Source organism: Mycobacterium sp. E2733, assembly GCF_001667585.1.
Lineage (GTDB): Bacteria > Actinomycetota > Actinomycetes > Mycobacteriales > Mycobacteriaceae > Mycobacterium.
This window is the reverse complement of record NZ_LZJZ01000116.1, coordinates 34948-49507: the sequence shown is the minus strand read 5'-3', so window position 1 is coordinate 49507 and position 14560 is coordinate 34948. Positions and strand designations below refer to the sequence as shown.

13 protein-coding genes are annotated in these 14560 nt (G+C 69.3%); 5 read left to right on the top strand and 8 right to left on the bottom strand.

Features of this window, described 5'->3' with window-relative positions; genetic code table 11:
- Positions 1 to 294, top strand: a 294-nt coding sequence (locus A5678_RS21585; RefSeq protein WP_197502216.1) for a hypothetical protein, incomplete at its 5' end; no start/stop codon positions are given.
- 88 nt (positions 295 to 382) lie between these two features.
- The gene (locus tag A5678_RS21580; protein ID WP_068046505.1) at positions 383 to 1708 is read left to right on the top strand and encodes a UDP-glucose/GDP-mannose dehydrogenase family protein; all 1326 of its coding nucleotides are present in this window, start codon (positions 383 to 385) and stop codon (positions 1706 to 1708) included.
- An 11-nt stretch (positions 1709 to 1719) separates the two neighbouring features.
- Here the strand turns inward: A5678_RS21580 and A5678_RS21575 are convergent, their stop codons facing one another.
- On the bottom strand, positions 1720 to 2061 hold the full coding sequence (locus tag A5678_RS21575) for a hypothetical protein (RefSeq protein WP_068046502.1): 342 nt from the start codon (positions 2059 to 2061) through the stop codon (positions 1720 to 1722).
- Positions 2062 to 2086: 25 nt separating this feature from the next.
- A complete protein-coding gene (locus tag A5678_RS21570) occupies positions 2087 to 2593 on the bottom strand; it encodes a hypothetical protein (protein ID WP_156747023.1) in 507 nt (168 codons plus the stop codon).
- 123 nt (positions 2594 to 2716) lie between these two features.
- On the opposite strand from A5678_RS21570, the gene A5678_RS21565 reads away from it, so the two are divergent.
- Genes A5678_RS21565 through rfbA form a run of 3 tightly spaced genes read left to right on the top strand, consistent with a single transcriptional unit; the run spans position 2717 to position 4782 of the window.
- Positions 2717 to 3472: a maleylpyruvate isomerase family mycothiol-dependent enzyme gene (locus A5678_RS21565; RefSeq protein ID WP_068046528.1), complete on the top strand. Its 756-nt coding sequence runs from the start codon at positions 2717 to 2719 to the stop codon at positions 3470 to 3472.
- Positions 3473 to 3508: 36 nt separating this feature from the next.
- A complete protein-coding gene (locus A5678_RS21560; protein ID WP_068046496.1) occupies positions 3509 to 3883 on the top strand; it encodes a nuclear transport factor 2 family protein in 375 nt (124 codons plus the stop codon).
- 23 nt (positions 3884 to 3906) lie between these two features.
- Positions 3907 to 4782, top strand: coding sequence for a glucose-1-phosphate thymidylyltransferase RfbA (gene rfbA, locus A5678_RS21555; RefSeq protein WP_068046492.1), 876 nt, complete (start codon positions 3907 to 3909; stop codon positions 4780 to 4782).
- Here rfbA and A5678_RS21550 read toward each other — a convergent pair.
- The 6 genes from A5678_RS21550 to A5678_RS21525 form a co-directional block, all read right to left on the bottom strand.
- Positions 4724 to 6001 (bottom strand): YibE/F family protein, encoded by a 1278-nt coding sequence (locus A5678_RS21550; RefSeq protein WP_068046489.1) that lies wholly within the window; start codon positions 5999 to 6001, stop codon positions 4724 to 4726. The genes rfbA and A5678_RS21550 overlap by 59 nt on opposite strands.
- Positions 6002 to 6027: 26 nt before the next feature.
- The gene (locus A5678_RS21545; protein ID WP_068046487.1) at positions 6028 to 7317 is read right to left on the bottom strand and encodes a pyridoxal phosphate-dependent aminotransferase; all 1290 of its coding nucleotides are present in this window, start codon (positions 7315 to 7317) and stop codon (positions 6028 to 6030) included.
- 32 nt (positions 7318 to 7349) lie between these two features.
- Positions 7350 to 10253 (bottom strand): (Fe-S)-binding protein, encoded by a 2904-nt coding sequence (locus tag A5678_RS21540; protein ID WP_082945669.1) that lies wholly within the window; start codon positions 10251 to 10253, stop codon positions 7350 to 7352.
- Positions 10254 to 10428: 175 nt separating this feature from the next.
- Positions 10429 to 12150, bottom strand: a complete 1722-nt coding sequence (locus A5678_RS21535; RefSeq protein ID WP_068046483.1) for an Hsp70 family protein — start codon at positions 12148 to 12150, stop codon at positions 10429 to 10431.
- Between the two features lie 82 nt (positions 12151 to 12232).
- Positions 12233 to 13951 carry an Hsp70 family protein gene (locus tag A5678_RS21530; RefSeq protein WP_068046479.1) on the bottom strand — a complete coding sequence of 573 codons (1719 nt, stop codon included), beginning with the start codon at positions 13949 to 13951 and terminating at the stop codon, positions 12233 to 12235.
- A gap of 55 nt (positions 13952 to 14006) precedes the next feature.
- On the bottom strand, positions 14007 to 14525 hold the full coding sequence (locus tag A5678_RS21525) for a hypothetical protein (RefSeq protein ID WP_068046476.1): 519 nt from the start codon (positions 14523 to 14525) through the stop codon (positions 14007 to 14009).
- Between the last annotated feature and the right edge of the window lie 35 nt (positions 14526 to 14560).

The window sequence follows — 14560 nt, the reverse complement described above, 5'->3', positions numbered from 1 at the left end:
GCCCCGGCCCCGGCGGCGCCCGCTCCCGCTCCGGTTCCCGAGGCGCCCGCGCCTGCCCCGGCACCGGCCGCGCCGGCTCCCGCACCGCCACCCCCGGTGGCGCCCGTTCCGGTACCGATCCCGCTGCCGATCCCGGGCATCGGTGGACCGATCATCGGTGGGCCGCCCGGCGGCGGTCATGGCGGCGGTGACGAAGGGCACGGCGGCGGTGGCGGCGGGTTCCCGGGCATTCCGGGCTTCGGCGGCGGCCACGGCGGTTTCGGCGGTGGTCACGGCGGCTTCGGCCACTTTTAATCGCTCCCGGGCCAGCTGTCACCTGACGTTTGCCTCCCGCTTAGCGGGGCGATGCGGTTAGCTCATCGCGGCGACCTACACCGGTTATATGCGATGCACCGTCTTCGGCACCGGCTACCTGGGTGCCACTCACGCGGTCGGAATGGCGGAACTGGGACACGAGGTCGTCGGGGTCGATATCGACCCGGGTAAGGTCGCCAAGCTCGCCGGCGGTGACATTCCCTTCTACGAACCCGGCCTGCGCAAACTGCTGACGAAGAACCTGGCAACGGGGCGGCTGCGGTTCACCACCGACTACGACATGGCGGCCGAGTTCGCCGACGTGCATTTCCTCGGGGTCGGCACGCCACAGAAGAAGGGCGAGTATGGCGCAGACCTGCGCCACGTGTACGCCGTCATCGACGCGCTGGTGCCGCGGCTGACGAGATCGTCGGTGTTGGTGGGCAAGTCAACCGTTCCGGTGGGAACCGCGGCCGAGCTGAACCGGCGGGCGGCCGCGCTGGCGCCACGCGCGATCGACGTCGAGATCGCCTGGAACCCCGAGTTCCTGCGCGAGGGCTACGCGGTGCAAGACACCCTGCATCCGGACCGCATCGTCCTTGGCGTTCAACAGGATTCGACGCGGGCCGAGGCGGCGGTCCGCGAACTCTACGGCCCCCTGCTCGCCGAGGGTGTGCCGTTCCTGGTGACCGACGTGCAGACCGCGGAGCTGGTCAAGGTTTCCGCCAATGCCTTTCTGGCGACCAAGATCTCGTTCATCAACGCCATCTCCGAGGTATGCGAGGCCGCGGGCGCCGACGTCAGCCTGCTGGCCGACGCGCTCGGCTACGACCCACGGATCGGCCGTCAATTCCTCAACGCCGGTTTGGGTTTCGGCGGCGGCTGCCTGCCCAAAGACATCCGCGCCTTCATGGCCCGCGCCGGCGAACTGGGAGCCGACCAGGCGCTGACCTTCCTGCGCGAGGTCGACAGCATCAACATGCGCCGGCGCACCCGGATGGTGGAGCTCGCGAGCGCGGCCTGTGGGGGGTCGCTGCTCGGCGCGAACATCGCCGTGCTCGGCGCGGCGTTCAAGCCCGAATCCGACGACGTGCGCGACTCGCCCGCGCTCAACGTTGCGGGCCAGCTGCAGCTCAACGGCGCCGCGGTCAACGTGTACGACCCTAAGGCGCTCGACAACGCGCAGCGGCTGTTCCCGACGTTGAATTACGCGGTCTCGGTCGAGGAGGCCTGCGAGCGCGCCGACGCGGTGCTCGTCCTCACCGAGTGGCGCCAATTCATCGACCTCGACCCCGGCGACCTGGCCGACCGCGTGCGGGCCCGGGTCATCGTCGACGGCCGCAACTGCCTCGATGCCGCCCGCTGGAAGCAGGCGGGCTGGCGGGTGTTCAGGCTGGGCGCGCCGCGGCCGTAGTGGGCCGCTGGCTACCGTCCGACGGCGGGGGCGAATGGGCCTGTCGAGTCATCTTCCGCCATCCGTCGCAGCTGCTGAGCCATGGCGCGATCCTCTTCCGCGAACTGGCGGTGTGCCGCCGCGTGTTCCCGATATTCATCCCGGCGACGCTCGTTGTGTTCGGCCGCTTCTTCGTATGAGGTCGCCGTTCGGTCGTGACTGGCCGCGGATTCGGCCACACTTTCGGCCGCGGATCGCTGGGCTGCCTGCGCTGCCTCACGCGCTTCCTGGGCCTTCTGACGGGCGCGGACTGCTGCCTCGGCGAGATCTTGCGGGTCCCGCTCGGCTTCGGCGAGGTCGTCGGCGCCAGACATGTCCTACCGTTCTTCGGTACGGGGCTCAGTCGGCACGATGCTTTCCCCCAACTCGCTGTGCCGCCTGCTCATATTCGTGTTCAGACTGCTGCCATACGAGCTGGCGTTCGCTGGCGGCCTGCTCCCGTTCGACCTTGGCCTGCTCGCGCAGCACCGCCTCGTGTTGTCGTTCGCCCTTCGCGTGGTTACCCGCGGGAAGCCCCGGCAGCGTTTCGCCTCTGGTGGCGGTGAGTTCGCGTTGGTCGGCTATCCGTTCGCGCTCGTCGGCCAGCGCTTCTCGCTCGTCTGCGATCCGTTCGCGCTCGTCGGCCAGCGCTTCGCGGCGATTGGCGAGGATGGTGCGTGACTCGAGGTAGCGGGCCCAGCGCTCCACACCCTCGGTCAGCCGCTCGCGCCGGGAGGCCATGAGTTCACGCTCGTGCGCCAGGTGTTCGCGCTCTTGGGCGATGCCTTCCCGCTCCTCGGCGATCCGTTCGCGCTCAATCGCGAGGTTCTCGCGCTCGTGCGCGGTGCGGATGGCAGGCATGCCCATGGTCGTCTCCAGTGTCCACCAGTGATGGTCTGATCGCAGCACGTCGACGCAGGCCGGAATAGGGACGAAGTCCCCTGCCCGGTGAGTCCTTGGTCGCACACGCCGGCGAGTAGCGTGACCCGCGTGGACTATGCCGGCGCATTCCTTGCAGAAAACCGCGCATTTTCGGAGCTTTTCCGCGATGCCGACCACTCCCGGCCGGTGCCGACCTGCCCGGGCTGGAGTCTGGGCCAGCTCCTTCGCCACGTGGGCCGCGGCGACCGGTGGGCCGCGCAGATCGTGCGCGACCAGCTCCAGGAGTTCCTCGACCCCCGATCCGTCGAGGGGGGCAAGCCGCCACCCGATCCGGCCGACGCCGTCTCCTGGTTGCACGGCGGTGCGCAGCGGCTCATCGACGCCGTCGAGCTGACGGGTGTGGAGACGCCCGTGTGGACCTTTCTCGGCCCCCGCCCGGCGAACTGGTGGGTCCGCCGCCGCCTGCACGAGGTGGCCGTGCATCGGGCCGACGCCGCCATCGCGCTGGGCGCCGAGTTCACGCTGGATGCCGACGTGGCCGCCGACGCGATCACCGAATGGCTCGAGCGGGTCGCGATCCAGGCCGGCAACCAGGGGGCGGCGCTTCCGCTCGAGGGCCGCGACACCCTGCACCTGCATGCCACCGACCCCGGCCTCGGCGAAGCCGGCGAGTGGACCATCCGTGTCGATCAGGGCCGCATCGCCTGGTCACACGAGCACGGCAAGGGCACCGCGGCGTTGCGGGGCGGCGCGACCGAGCTGCTGCTGGCCATGCTGCGCCGGGTACCGCTCGCCGACACGGGCATCCAACTGTTCGGCGACGAGGCGGTGTGGCAGAACTGGCTGGACCGCACCCCGCTCTAGCCACGGCGGCGGGGCACACACGGTAACTTGCAACCCATGACCACTTCGGAGATCGCCACCGTCCTGGCATGGCACGACGCGCTGAACGCTGCCGACCTGGAGACCCTGGTCGCGTTGTCCAGCGACGACATCGAGATCGGCGACGCGCACGGGGCCGCGCAGGGCCACGAGGCGCTGCGCGGGTGGGCCGCCTCCCGCCACGCGACGGCCGAACTCGGCCGGATGTACGTGCACGACGGGGTTGTGGTCGTCGAACAGAAGGTCACCGCCCCGGACAGTCCCGGGGCGGTGACAACCGCCGCGTCGGCATTCCGCGTGGTGCACGACCACGTCACGTCCGTCTTCCGGCACGACGACCTGGCGTCGGCGCTGGCGGCCACCGAACTCACCGAATCCGACCTCGTCAACTAAGCGTGGAATAGGGGGAGCCAGTCATGCGCGGGATCATCTTGGCCGGCGGCTCGGGCACTCGCCTGCATCCGATCACCGTGGGCATCAGCAAGCAGCTGCTGCCGGTTTACGACAAACCGATGATCTACTACCCGCTGTCCACCCTGATGATGGCCGGGATCCAAGACATTCTGGTGATCACCACCCCACACGACGCGGCGGGCTTTCAGCGGCTTTTGGGCGACGGCTCGCAGTTCGGGATCAACATCAGCTACGTGACGCAGGAAAGCCCCGACGGCCTGGCCCAGGCCTTCGTTCTGGGCGCCGACCACATCGGCAACGACTCGGTGGCATTGGTGCTGGGCGACAACATCTTCTACGGCCCAGGGTTGGGCACCAGCCTGAGCCGCTTCCAAAGCATCAGCGGCGGAGCGGTTTTCGCCTACTGGGTGGCCAACCCGTCGGAGTACGGCGTCGTCGAGTTCAGTGACGACGGCACGGCGCTGTCGCTCGAGGAGAAACCCAAGACGCCCAAGTCCAATTACGCGGTGCCCGGCCTGTATTTCTACGACAACGACGTGATCGAGATCGCCAGGGGCCTGAAGAAATCGGCGCGCGGCGAATACGAGATCACCGAGGTCAACCAGATCTATCTCAATCGAGGCCAGCTCTCGGTCGAGGTGATGGCCCGCGGAACGGCGTGGCTCGACACCGGCACGTTCGACTCCCTGCTGGACGCCAGCGACTTCGTGCGCACGCTGGAACGCCGGCAGGGCCTGAAGGTCAGCGTTCCCGAGGAAGTGGCATGGCAGCGGGGCTGGATCACCGACGAGCAGTTGGCCGAGCGGGCCCATACCCTGCTCAAGTCCGGGTACGGCGGCTATCTGCTGGATCTATTGGAGCGGAGCCGATTTCACTAGGCTTTGCCAGCGCCGCGGCGATCGCCGTCGTCAGCGGCACCGAGAGCGCCAGCGCGATGCCGCCCACCGCCGACCGCGCGATCTCGATGGCCACGCTCTCGCTGGTCAGCACGTCGGTCAACGAGCGGTTGGCCACGCTGAACAGCAGCAGTAGCGGCAGCGAGCTGCCGGCGTAGGCCAGCACCAGCGTGTACACCGTGCTGGCGATGTGATCACGCCCAACTCGGATGGCGCCCAAGAAGATCGCGCGTCGCGAGCCACCGAGGTGGGCGAGCTCGAACACCGTCGACGCCTGCGTCACCGTCACATCGTTGAGCACACCCAGCGACCCGATGATGAAACCGGCGAGCAGCAGGCCGCTGATCGAGACGTTGCCCAGGTACGCGCTGACGGCGGCGTTCTGGTCATCCGACAACCCGGTCAGATGTGCCAATTGTATTGCCGCCCAGGACAAACCCGCGGCTAGCAGCAGCGAGGTCAAGGTGCCCAGCAGCGCGGCGCTGGTCCGCAGACTCACACCGTGCGCCAGATAGATGACCGCGTAGAGGATGGCCGCCGCGGCCACCAGGGCCACCGGAACCGCGGGTGCGCCGTCGCGGAGCGCCGGCAACAAGAACGCCACCAGGACCACGAACGCGACCCCGATGCCCACCAGCGCGAGGAGTCCCCGCCAGCGCGCCACGGCGACGACCACCACCGCGAACGCGATGGCCAGGGCGACCAACGACCAGCCGCGTTCGAAGTCGTAGAACGCGTAGCTGGTGGCGCCTTGCTCGTCGACCTGCCGGACAAGCCGAATATGGTCTCCCACAGCGAATTTCGGCTGACCGGGGCCGGGGGAGGACTCCAACAACGTGTTGGCACCCGCGTTGGGCCCGGAATCGATGGCCACCTGGGTCAGCACGCACCGCCCCGCGCCCGGCGGTGCCGGCTGGGGCGCGGTGGTGAGCACCTGACTGACCGACGGGCTGCCGCAGTCGCCCATGCCGCTGGACAGCACGTGCCCTGCCTGCGTGCTCACGGCGCCGCCGGCCGCGTTCTGGAAGGGCATCGGGATGGCGACGTGCTGCCGGCTGGGCCACAGCGCGATGGCGCCACCCACGACCGCCACCCCGATCGCGACCAGCAGCCCGACGACGATCCTGGCGGGCAGCGACTCAACCGGCGCCGGGCCGGACAGGCTGTGTGAATGCGAGTGCGAGTGCGTCACCCGGTCCACCGTAGAGGCGCCGGGTGCGAAGGTGCTTACTGGCGATAGCTGACCAGGAAGTTGCCCAGCCGCTCGATCGCCGCGGCCAGGTCGCGGGCCCACGGCAGCGTCACGATGCGCAGGTGATCCGGTGCCGGCCAATTGAATCCGGTGCCCTGGGTGACCAGGATCTTCTCCTGCAGCAGGAGGTCGAGGACGAGCTGTTCGTCGTCGGTGATGTCGTAGACCTCGGGGTCCAGCCGTGGGAAGGCGTACAGCGCGCCCTCGGGTTTGACGCAGGACACCCCGGGAATCTCGTTGAGTTTCTCCCAGGCGACGTCGCGCTGCTCGAGCAGCCGCCCGCCGGGCAGCACCAGGTCCTCGATGCTCTGGTGGCCACCGAGGGCCACCTGGATGCCGTGCTGGGCCGGAACGTTGGGGCATAGCCGCATGTTGGCCAGCAGGTTGATGCCCTCGATGAAGCTCTCGGCGTGGTCCTTGGGGCCGGTGATCGCCAGCCAGCCCGCGCGGTAGCCGGCAACCCGGTAGGCCTTGGACAGCCCGTTGAACGTGAGGCACAACATGTCCGGCGCCAACGTGGCCACGTTGATGTGCTTGGCGTCGTCGTAGAGGATCTTGTCGTAGATCTCGTCGGCGAGCAGCAGCAGTTCGTGCTTGCGCGCCAGCTCCACCATCTGGGTGAGGACCTCGCGGCTGTAGACGGCGCCGGTCGGGTTGTTGGGGTTGATGACGACCAGCGCCTTGGTGCGCTCGGTGATCTTGGACTCGAGGTCGGCGATGTCGGGCTGCCACGCCTGCGTCTCGTCGCACAGGTAGTGCACGGGCGTGCCGCCGGCCAGGGATGTCGACGCCGTCCACAGCGGGTAGTCCGGCGACGGGATCAACACCTCGTCGCCGTTGTCGAGCAGGGCCTGCAGCGTCATCGTGATCAGCTCGGAGCACCCGTTGCCGAGGTAGACGTCGTCGACGTCGAACCGCGGAAAGCCCTCGACCAGCTCGTAGCGGGTGACCACCGCCCGGCGCGCGGGCAGGATGCCCTGCGAATCGGAGTAACCCTGCGCGTACGGCAGCGCCTGGATCATGTCGCGCATGATCACGTCGGGCGCCTCGAAGCCGAACGGCGCCGGGTTGCCGATGTTGAGCTTGAGGATGCGGTGCCCTTCGGCCTCGAGCCGCGCGGCGTGCTGGTGCACCGGGCCGCGGATCTCGTACAGGACGCCCTGAAGCTTGGACGACTGCGCGAAGATGCGCTGCCGGTGGTGCGCGGAGGCGTTCAGTGGCAGCTGGTGAGTGGTCACGTCACCAATGGTGCCACCTGTGTCCACCGAAATTTGCTGTCAAGCGGCAAAATCACAGGTCAGCGCTTGCCCGGCGGACGGGCTCCGCGCGCGATGCCCAGCCCCTTCGCCGGCGGGCCGGACGGGGCGTCGGCGCCGTCGGTCTCCTGTGCCGGCTCGGCCTTGGGCGCCGGCTCGGGCTCGGCCGCCGCCGGTTCGGACTTCGGCGCGGCCTCGGCCTTGGGTGCTTCGGCGGCCGGTGCGGCCTTCTTCGCGCCGGGTCGCTTCGCGCCCGTGGCGATGCCCAGGCCCTTGACCGGGGCGGCGGGCGCCTTCTCGGCGGGCTTCTCCTCGGCCTTGCCCTCGTCGGCGGCCGGTTCGGCCTTCGGCGCGGCCTCGGCCTTGGGTGCTTCGGCGGCCGGCGCGGCCTTCTTGGCGCCGGGTCGCTTCGCCCCCGCCGCCAGGCCCAATCCCTTGGCCGGGGCGGCGGGCGCCGCGGTGGACTGAGCCGGTGCCTCCGTCTTGGCCCCGGCCTGGGCGGGCGCCGCCTTCTTGGCGCCGGGCTTCTTGGCGCCTCCGGCGATGCCCAGCCCCTTGGCGGGCGCGGCCGGCGCGGCGGGTGCGGCGGGCGCGGCCTCGGACTTCGGGGCCGCCTCGGCGGGCGCCTCCTTGGTCTCCTTGGCCGGTGCCTCGACCGTCGCGGTGGCCTTGGGCGCCTGAGCCGCCCGCTTCTCGGCCTCCTTAGCGGCCGTGCCCTTCTCCGGCAGCGTCGCCTTGTCGTACTCGAGCGACCCGAGCAGTATCTGGGCGACGTCGAGCACCTCCACGCCGGTGCGGCCGGCCTCCTCCTGCCGGTCGTTCACGCCGTCGGTGATCATCACCCGGCAGAACGGGCACCCGGTGGCGATCGTGGCGGCGTTGGTGGCCAGCGCCTCGTCGACGCGTTCATGGTTGATCCGCTTGCCGATGTGCTCTTCCATCCACATCCGCGCGCCGCCCGCACCGCAGCAGAAGCTGCGCTCGGCGTGGCGCGGCATCTCGGTGAGATTGGCCCCCGCCGCCCCGATCAGCTCCCGCGGCGCCTCATACACCTTGTTGTGCCGGCCCAGGTAGCAGGGGTCGTGGTAGGTGATGTCTTGCGAGACCGGCGTCACCGGCACCAGCTTGTTGTCCCGGATCAGCCGGTTGAGCAGCTGGGTGTGGTGCAACACCGAGTAGTTCGAGCCCAGCTGGCGGTATTCGCGGCCCAGCGTGTTGAAGCAGTGCGGGCAGGTGACGACGATCTTGCGGTCGACGGTCTCCACGCCCTCGAACACCCCGTCCAGGGTCTCGACGGCCTGCTGCGCCAGCTGCTGGAAGAGGAACTCGTTGCCCGAGCGGCGCGCGGAGTCGCCGTTGCAGGTTTCGCCGGTGCCCAGCACCAGGTACTTCACCCCGGCGATGGCAAGCAATTCCGCGACGGCCTTGGTGGTCTTCTTGGCCTTGTCGTCGTAGGCGCCGGCGCAGCCGACCCAGAACAGGTACTCGAAGCCGTCGAAGCTGTCCACGTCCTCGCCGTAGACGGGAACGTCGAAGTCCACCTCGTCGATCCAGTTGGTCCGGTCGGACGCGTTCTGGCCCCACGGGTTGGCCTTGGTCTCCAGGTTCTTGAACAGCACCGAAAGTTCCGAGGGGAACTCGGATTCCATCATCACCTGGTAGCGGCGCATGTCGACGATGTGGTCGACGTGCTCGATGTCCACCGGGCACTGCTCGACGCACGCGCCGCAGGTGACACAGGACCACAGCACGTCGGGATCGATGACGCCGCCCTGCTCGACGGTGCCGACCAGCGGGCGGCTGGCCTGCTCCGGGCCCGAACCCATGACGCGGCCGAAGCCCGACTCCGGGACGTGGTGCGCCTCGGCGTGCTTCTCGCCGGCCAGTTCCTCGCCGATCCCGCCCTCCGGGGTGTTCTCGGCGGGCGATTCCTTATCGCCGAGGATGTAGGGCGCCTTGGCCATCCAGTGGTCGCGCAGATCCATGATGACGAGCTTGGGAGACAGCGGCTTGCCGGTGTTCCAGGCCGGGCACTGCGACTGGCAGCGACCGCATTCGGTGCAGGTGGCGAAGTCCAGCATGGCCTTCCAGCTGAAGTCCTCGACCTTGCCGCGGCCGAACTCGGCGTCGTCTGGCGGGTTTTCGAAGTCGATCGGCTTGCCGTCGGCCTCGATCGGCAGCAGCGGGCCCAGCCCGTCGGGCAGCCGCTTGAAGATGACGTTGATCGGCGCGGTGAAGATATGCAGGTGCTTGGAGTGCAGCACGATGATGAGGAAGGCCAGCATGACGGCGATGTGCAGCAGCAGGGCCGTCGTCTCGATGATCTGGTTGGCGGGCTGGCCGAGCGGGCGCAGGATCGCGCCGAAGAGCTGGGACAGGAAGGCGCCGTTGCCGTAGGGCAGTGTGCCGTTGTTGACCGCCGACCCGCGGACCAGCACGTAGGTCCAGATGACGTTGAAGATCATCAGCAGCACCAGCCACGCGCCGCCGGTGTGCGAGCCGTAGAACCGCGACGAGCGGCCGATCTCGCGCGGGCTGCGCATCAGCCGAATGATGGCGAAGGTAGTGATGCCGAGGAAGACGGCGGTCGCGAAGAAGTCCTGCAGGAAGCCCAGCGCGTCCCAGCGCCCGATGATCGGGATGTGGAAGTTGTCCTGGAACAGCAGGCCGTAGGCCTCGATGTAGACCGTGAGCAGGATGAAGAAGCCCCACATGGTGAAGAAGTGGGCCAGGCCGGGGATCGACCACTTGAGCAGGCGGCGCTGCCCGAAAACCTCGGCGACTTCAGTCCAGATTCGCCGGCCGGGATCGTTGGTGTGACCGGGGGCGGGCTTTCCCGACGTGATCAGCTTGAACAGCCACAGCACCCGACGTCCGGCGAGCGCGGCCACAACCAGCGTCATGCCCATGCCCACGATGAGTCTGATCAGCATCTGCGTGGTCACAGAAGGTCTCCCCAATGCATCTTTGATTCAGCCTGCGAATTGTTTGCCTGCTTAGCCCTGCTCATAGTTGCATCTCCGCAGCTTTCGCCGCGAGAAAGGCTGCCCTAACTTAGAGGTTCGGGCTTGCGCTGGCCGTCGGTTGAGCCGGGCTTGACAGTCGGCGCCTGCACCGGCGTCAGTAGCCCCATGGCGGCGACGTCGTCAGCGGCCAGGGCGGCGTCGTCGTCGGGTAGGCAGTCGTCGTCGGGTAGCCAGTAGTGGTCTGCGCCGTGGTACTTGGGGTGGTCGTCGTCGGCGAGGTCGGGGTCGACCGGGTGGTGGTGCTCGACGGCGGCCGGGTGGTTTCCCAGACCGTCGTGGTCGGCGCGTTGGTCACCGTGGTCACCGTGGTCACGGTGGTCGGCGGCGGTGGGGCCGCCGAGGGGCTCGGGATGGTCGAGGACGGTAGCTCCGACTCCTGCGGGACTGCCGACGATTCCACCGGCGAGGTGACACCCGTGGGGGTCCCGGTCGGACTTTTCACAGAGGTCAATCCGAACACCGCGGCCACGACCATCCCCACCAAGGCGACGGCGGTGACCGCGGTCACGCCCACGACGAACCCCGGGCGGGTATACCAACGCCTGCGCGCGGCGACATAGGGAACCGGTGCAGCGTCTTCATAGCCTGCGTCGTCGCCCACATAGGGGATCGGGTCGGCGTCCGCGTCGGCGGCTTGCGACCACGCCAGGGCGCGGTAGGTCGCCGCCGGGTCCTCGTCGGCGGCCGATTCTCCGGCGGCCTCACTCGCGGCCTGAATCGCCCATCCGGCCGGCGCCAGGTCGGTCGGTGTCTCCGGCACGGGACCCTGGGCCGTCGGGACACCCGGCGAGGATCGCTGCCGGCCCAGCTCTGCGGCGCCGATCGCCGCGGTGAACGCGGGTTGCGGCGTGGTGAAGATCGGGACATCCAGGCGCGCCGACAGCCGTGAGGTGATCAGTGGGATGCAGGCTCCGCCGCCCACGGTCGCGGCAGCGGCCAGGCGGCCCCTGGGAATTCCGTTGCGGTCCAATATGTCCTCGACAGCTGAGACGAATTGCTCCAGCGGCTCGGAGATCATGTCCTCGAACTCGCTGCGGGACAACCGGACGTCTTGACCGAAACCGGGCATCTCGGCCGGAACGACGGTCACCGTCGCCGCCGACAACTGCTCCTTGGCGCGCCGGCATTCGTCGAACCGACGGCTCAACGATCCCATCGGTTTGGTGCCCGCGCGGTCGGTGTCTTCGGCAACGTTGTCGCCCGTATGCAGGTTGCGCAGGATCAACTGGTCGATCCCGTTGCCGGAGAACTCGCCGTATCGAACCGTGGGGCCGATCTGCTGAAAGTTCGACGCCGCATCGGTCAAGGTGACGCTGGTCCCGCCGGCACCGAAGTCACACAGCGTGACGATGCCGTCGGTCGGGAATCCCGGCTTCGAGTGCAGAGCCGCGAGCGCGGCCGTGGCATCCGGGATCGTCACCGGAGGCGCGCCGCCGGGCGGTGTGAGGCCCGGCTGTGCGAACAACCCGTCGCGCAGCAAACTGACTTGGTCCGCCGACCAGTACGCGGGGACCGCAACGGTGACGGGCGCGCCGTAGCCGACCGCGCGTGCCATCGCATCGAGCGCTTCGGCCGTCAGCGTCTCGGCGCTGTGGGTTGTCCCATCGGCCGCCACCAGAGGAGAGGAGTGTCCCACGCGCTCGACAAATCCGCTGAGCACTAGGCCGGAATCCGTCGAGCCCGATTGCGGGTCACCGACCTCGGCTGCCCGGTGCGGAAAAACTGTCAGTACGGAGCTGCGGGTCAACGGCGTGCCACCCGCACATGCCGCGACCAGGTTGGCAACGCCGATCGACAGGCCGAGCGAACCACTCACTCGGCGTAGCCCCCGTCATTCACGTCAGCGGGGTACCCACGGCCCGGCGGAGAAACCGGACGACTGTCTTAAAGTCCCGTCGTCAACCCCCGAACGGCGGTTGCGGTAGCGGCAGCGGCAGCAGTCTTTGTCGCGTTGTCGTCGGCGCCGCGGTCGTGGCCGCCTGAGATGTGGTCGGCGGGGCGCTCGTGGTGGTGGGCGGGGCGCTCGTGGTGGTGGGCGGGGCGCTGGTGGTGGTCGGCGCCGGCGTCGTGGTGGGGGCCTGGCTGGTGGTCGTGTCGGGCGGTTGTGTCGACGACGACGGCGGCGGTGGGGGCGCCGGGACGACCGTCTCGGTGGTGCTGCCGTTCGGCTCGGTGATGGTCACGGTTTGCGATGTTTGCGGCGGAGCCGGCGTGTTCGGCGGTGTGGTGTTGGTCGGATGGGACTTGGGGCGGCCGAGGGTCAGGGCCAAGGCGATGGCTAGCAGCACCGCCGCGGCCGCCCCCGCCACCAACAGGACCAGCGCGGTGCGTTTGTACCAGGGCAGCGGGCCCTCTTCAGCGGCATAGCGATCGCCGTCTCCGTAGCCGGAATCCGTTGCCTCCCGGGAGTACTCGCCCGTGGCGTCGCGCCCGGTGTAGGGCACCGGCTCGTCGCCGTCGGCGTCCTGGGACCAGGCCAGGGCGCCGTCGACATCGGTGGCCTGGGCGGCCGCCGCGGCTTGGGTCATGTCGATGCCGGCGGTGCCGACCATCTCGGTCGGCGTTTCCACGACAGCGCCCGCGGCGGTGGGGGCGCCGCCCGACGTCTGCTGCTCACCGAGCACGGCCGCCCCGGTGGCGGCGCTGACCGCGGGCTGCGGTGGGATGTGGACCGGCACCTGAAAACGTTCCGACAGTCGCGCGGCGAGTAGGGGGATGCCGGCACCGCCGCCGACCGCAGCCACGGCGGCAAGCCTGCCCTTCGGAATCCCGTTGCGGCGCAAAGCTTCCTCGAGGGTGCCCAGGAACCGGTCCAGCGGTTCGGAGATCAGTTGCTCCAGGTCGGCGCGCGACAGCTGCGCGTTCGCACCCGGGGCCATCGCGACGGAGGCCGTCGCGGCGGTCGACAGTTGCTCCTTGGCGCGCCGGCATTCGCCGAGTAGGCGGCTCTGTGAGCCGATCCGCACGGTGCTGCCCAGGTCGGCCATGGTGTCGTCAAAGGCCCGCATGCGGCCGAGCACGAGCTGATCGATCGCATCGCCGGAGAAATCGGCGGATCGCACCGTCGGGCCGACGCGGGTGAAGTTGGACCCGGCGTCCATCAGGGTGACGCTGGTGCCGGTGGCGCCGAAATCGCACAGCGCGACGACGCCGGCGGTCGGGAACCCCGGTCTGCCGCGCAGCGCCGCGAGCGCGGCGGTGGCGTCGGACACCAGCACCGGCGCCACACCGCCGCGGGCGAGATCCGGCTGGGCGAAGAATTCCTCACGCAGCGCGGTGAACTGGGCGTCGGACCAGTACGCGGGGACGGCAATCGTGATCGGGGAGCCGTACCCGACGGTGCGCGCCATGGCCTCGATCGCCTCGACCGTCAGCACCTCCCCGAGGTACTTCGTCCCGTCGGCCGCCACCACGGGGGACCGGTCTCCGACGCGCTCGACGAATCCGCGCAGCACCATCCCGTTTTCGGTCAGGTTCGGGTTTTCCTCAGGCAGGCCGACTTCGGTCGGCCTGCCTTCGAAGAGGGTCAACACGGCGCTGCGGACCACCGCTGGCCTGCCCGCGCGGGCAGCTACCAGGTTGGCCGCCCCAATCGACAGCCCGAGCGACTCGCTCATCCCCCGCACCCCACTTCCGATCGCCCGGTGGTCCTCACCATAGCGGCCGACCGGGTCAGCGCAGGCCCGGCGGGACCGTGATCGGCGTAGGCACCCCCGGAATCGTAATCACCGACGGCACCTGCGGCAGGTGATGCTTATGCGTTGGCTCCTGCTGACTCGGCGGGCGCGTGGGCTGTTGCGTCGGCTGCTGCGCCGGCGCCTCGACGGCGCTGCTGGTGGTCGGCGTCGTGGTGGTGGTAGTCGGCGCGGTCGTGGTGGTGGTCGTCGTAGCCGTCGTGCTGCTGGTGCTCGGGCTCGGGCTGGTGCCTTGGCCGCCCTGCAGCAGCTGGGTGACGCCGTAAACGATCAGCGCGATCAGGATCGCGACGAACACCAGCCAGGCGATGAGCAGCGGGGGCTTGCGATACCACGGAGTGGGTTCGCTCTCCTGCCCGTCGAAGGCCTCGGGCTGCTCGGACCCGTCGGGCGGGTTCAGCACGGGTTCGCCCGACGTGGGCTGCTCGGGCACGCCGTAGTCGGCGTGCTGCGTCGCCTGTTCGTGGAAGTCGTCCGATGGGCCGTTGCGTGCCACGGCACTGATGGTACTGACCCCGCCTGCGAACCTGC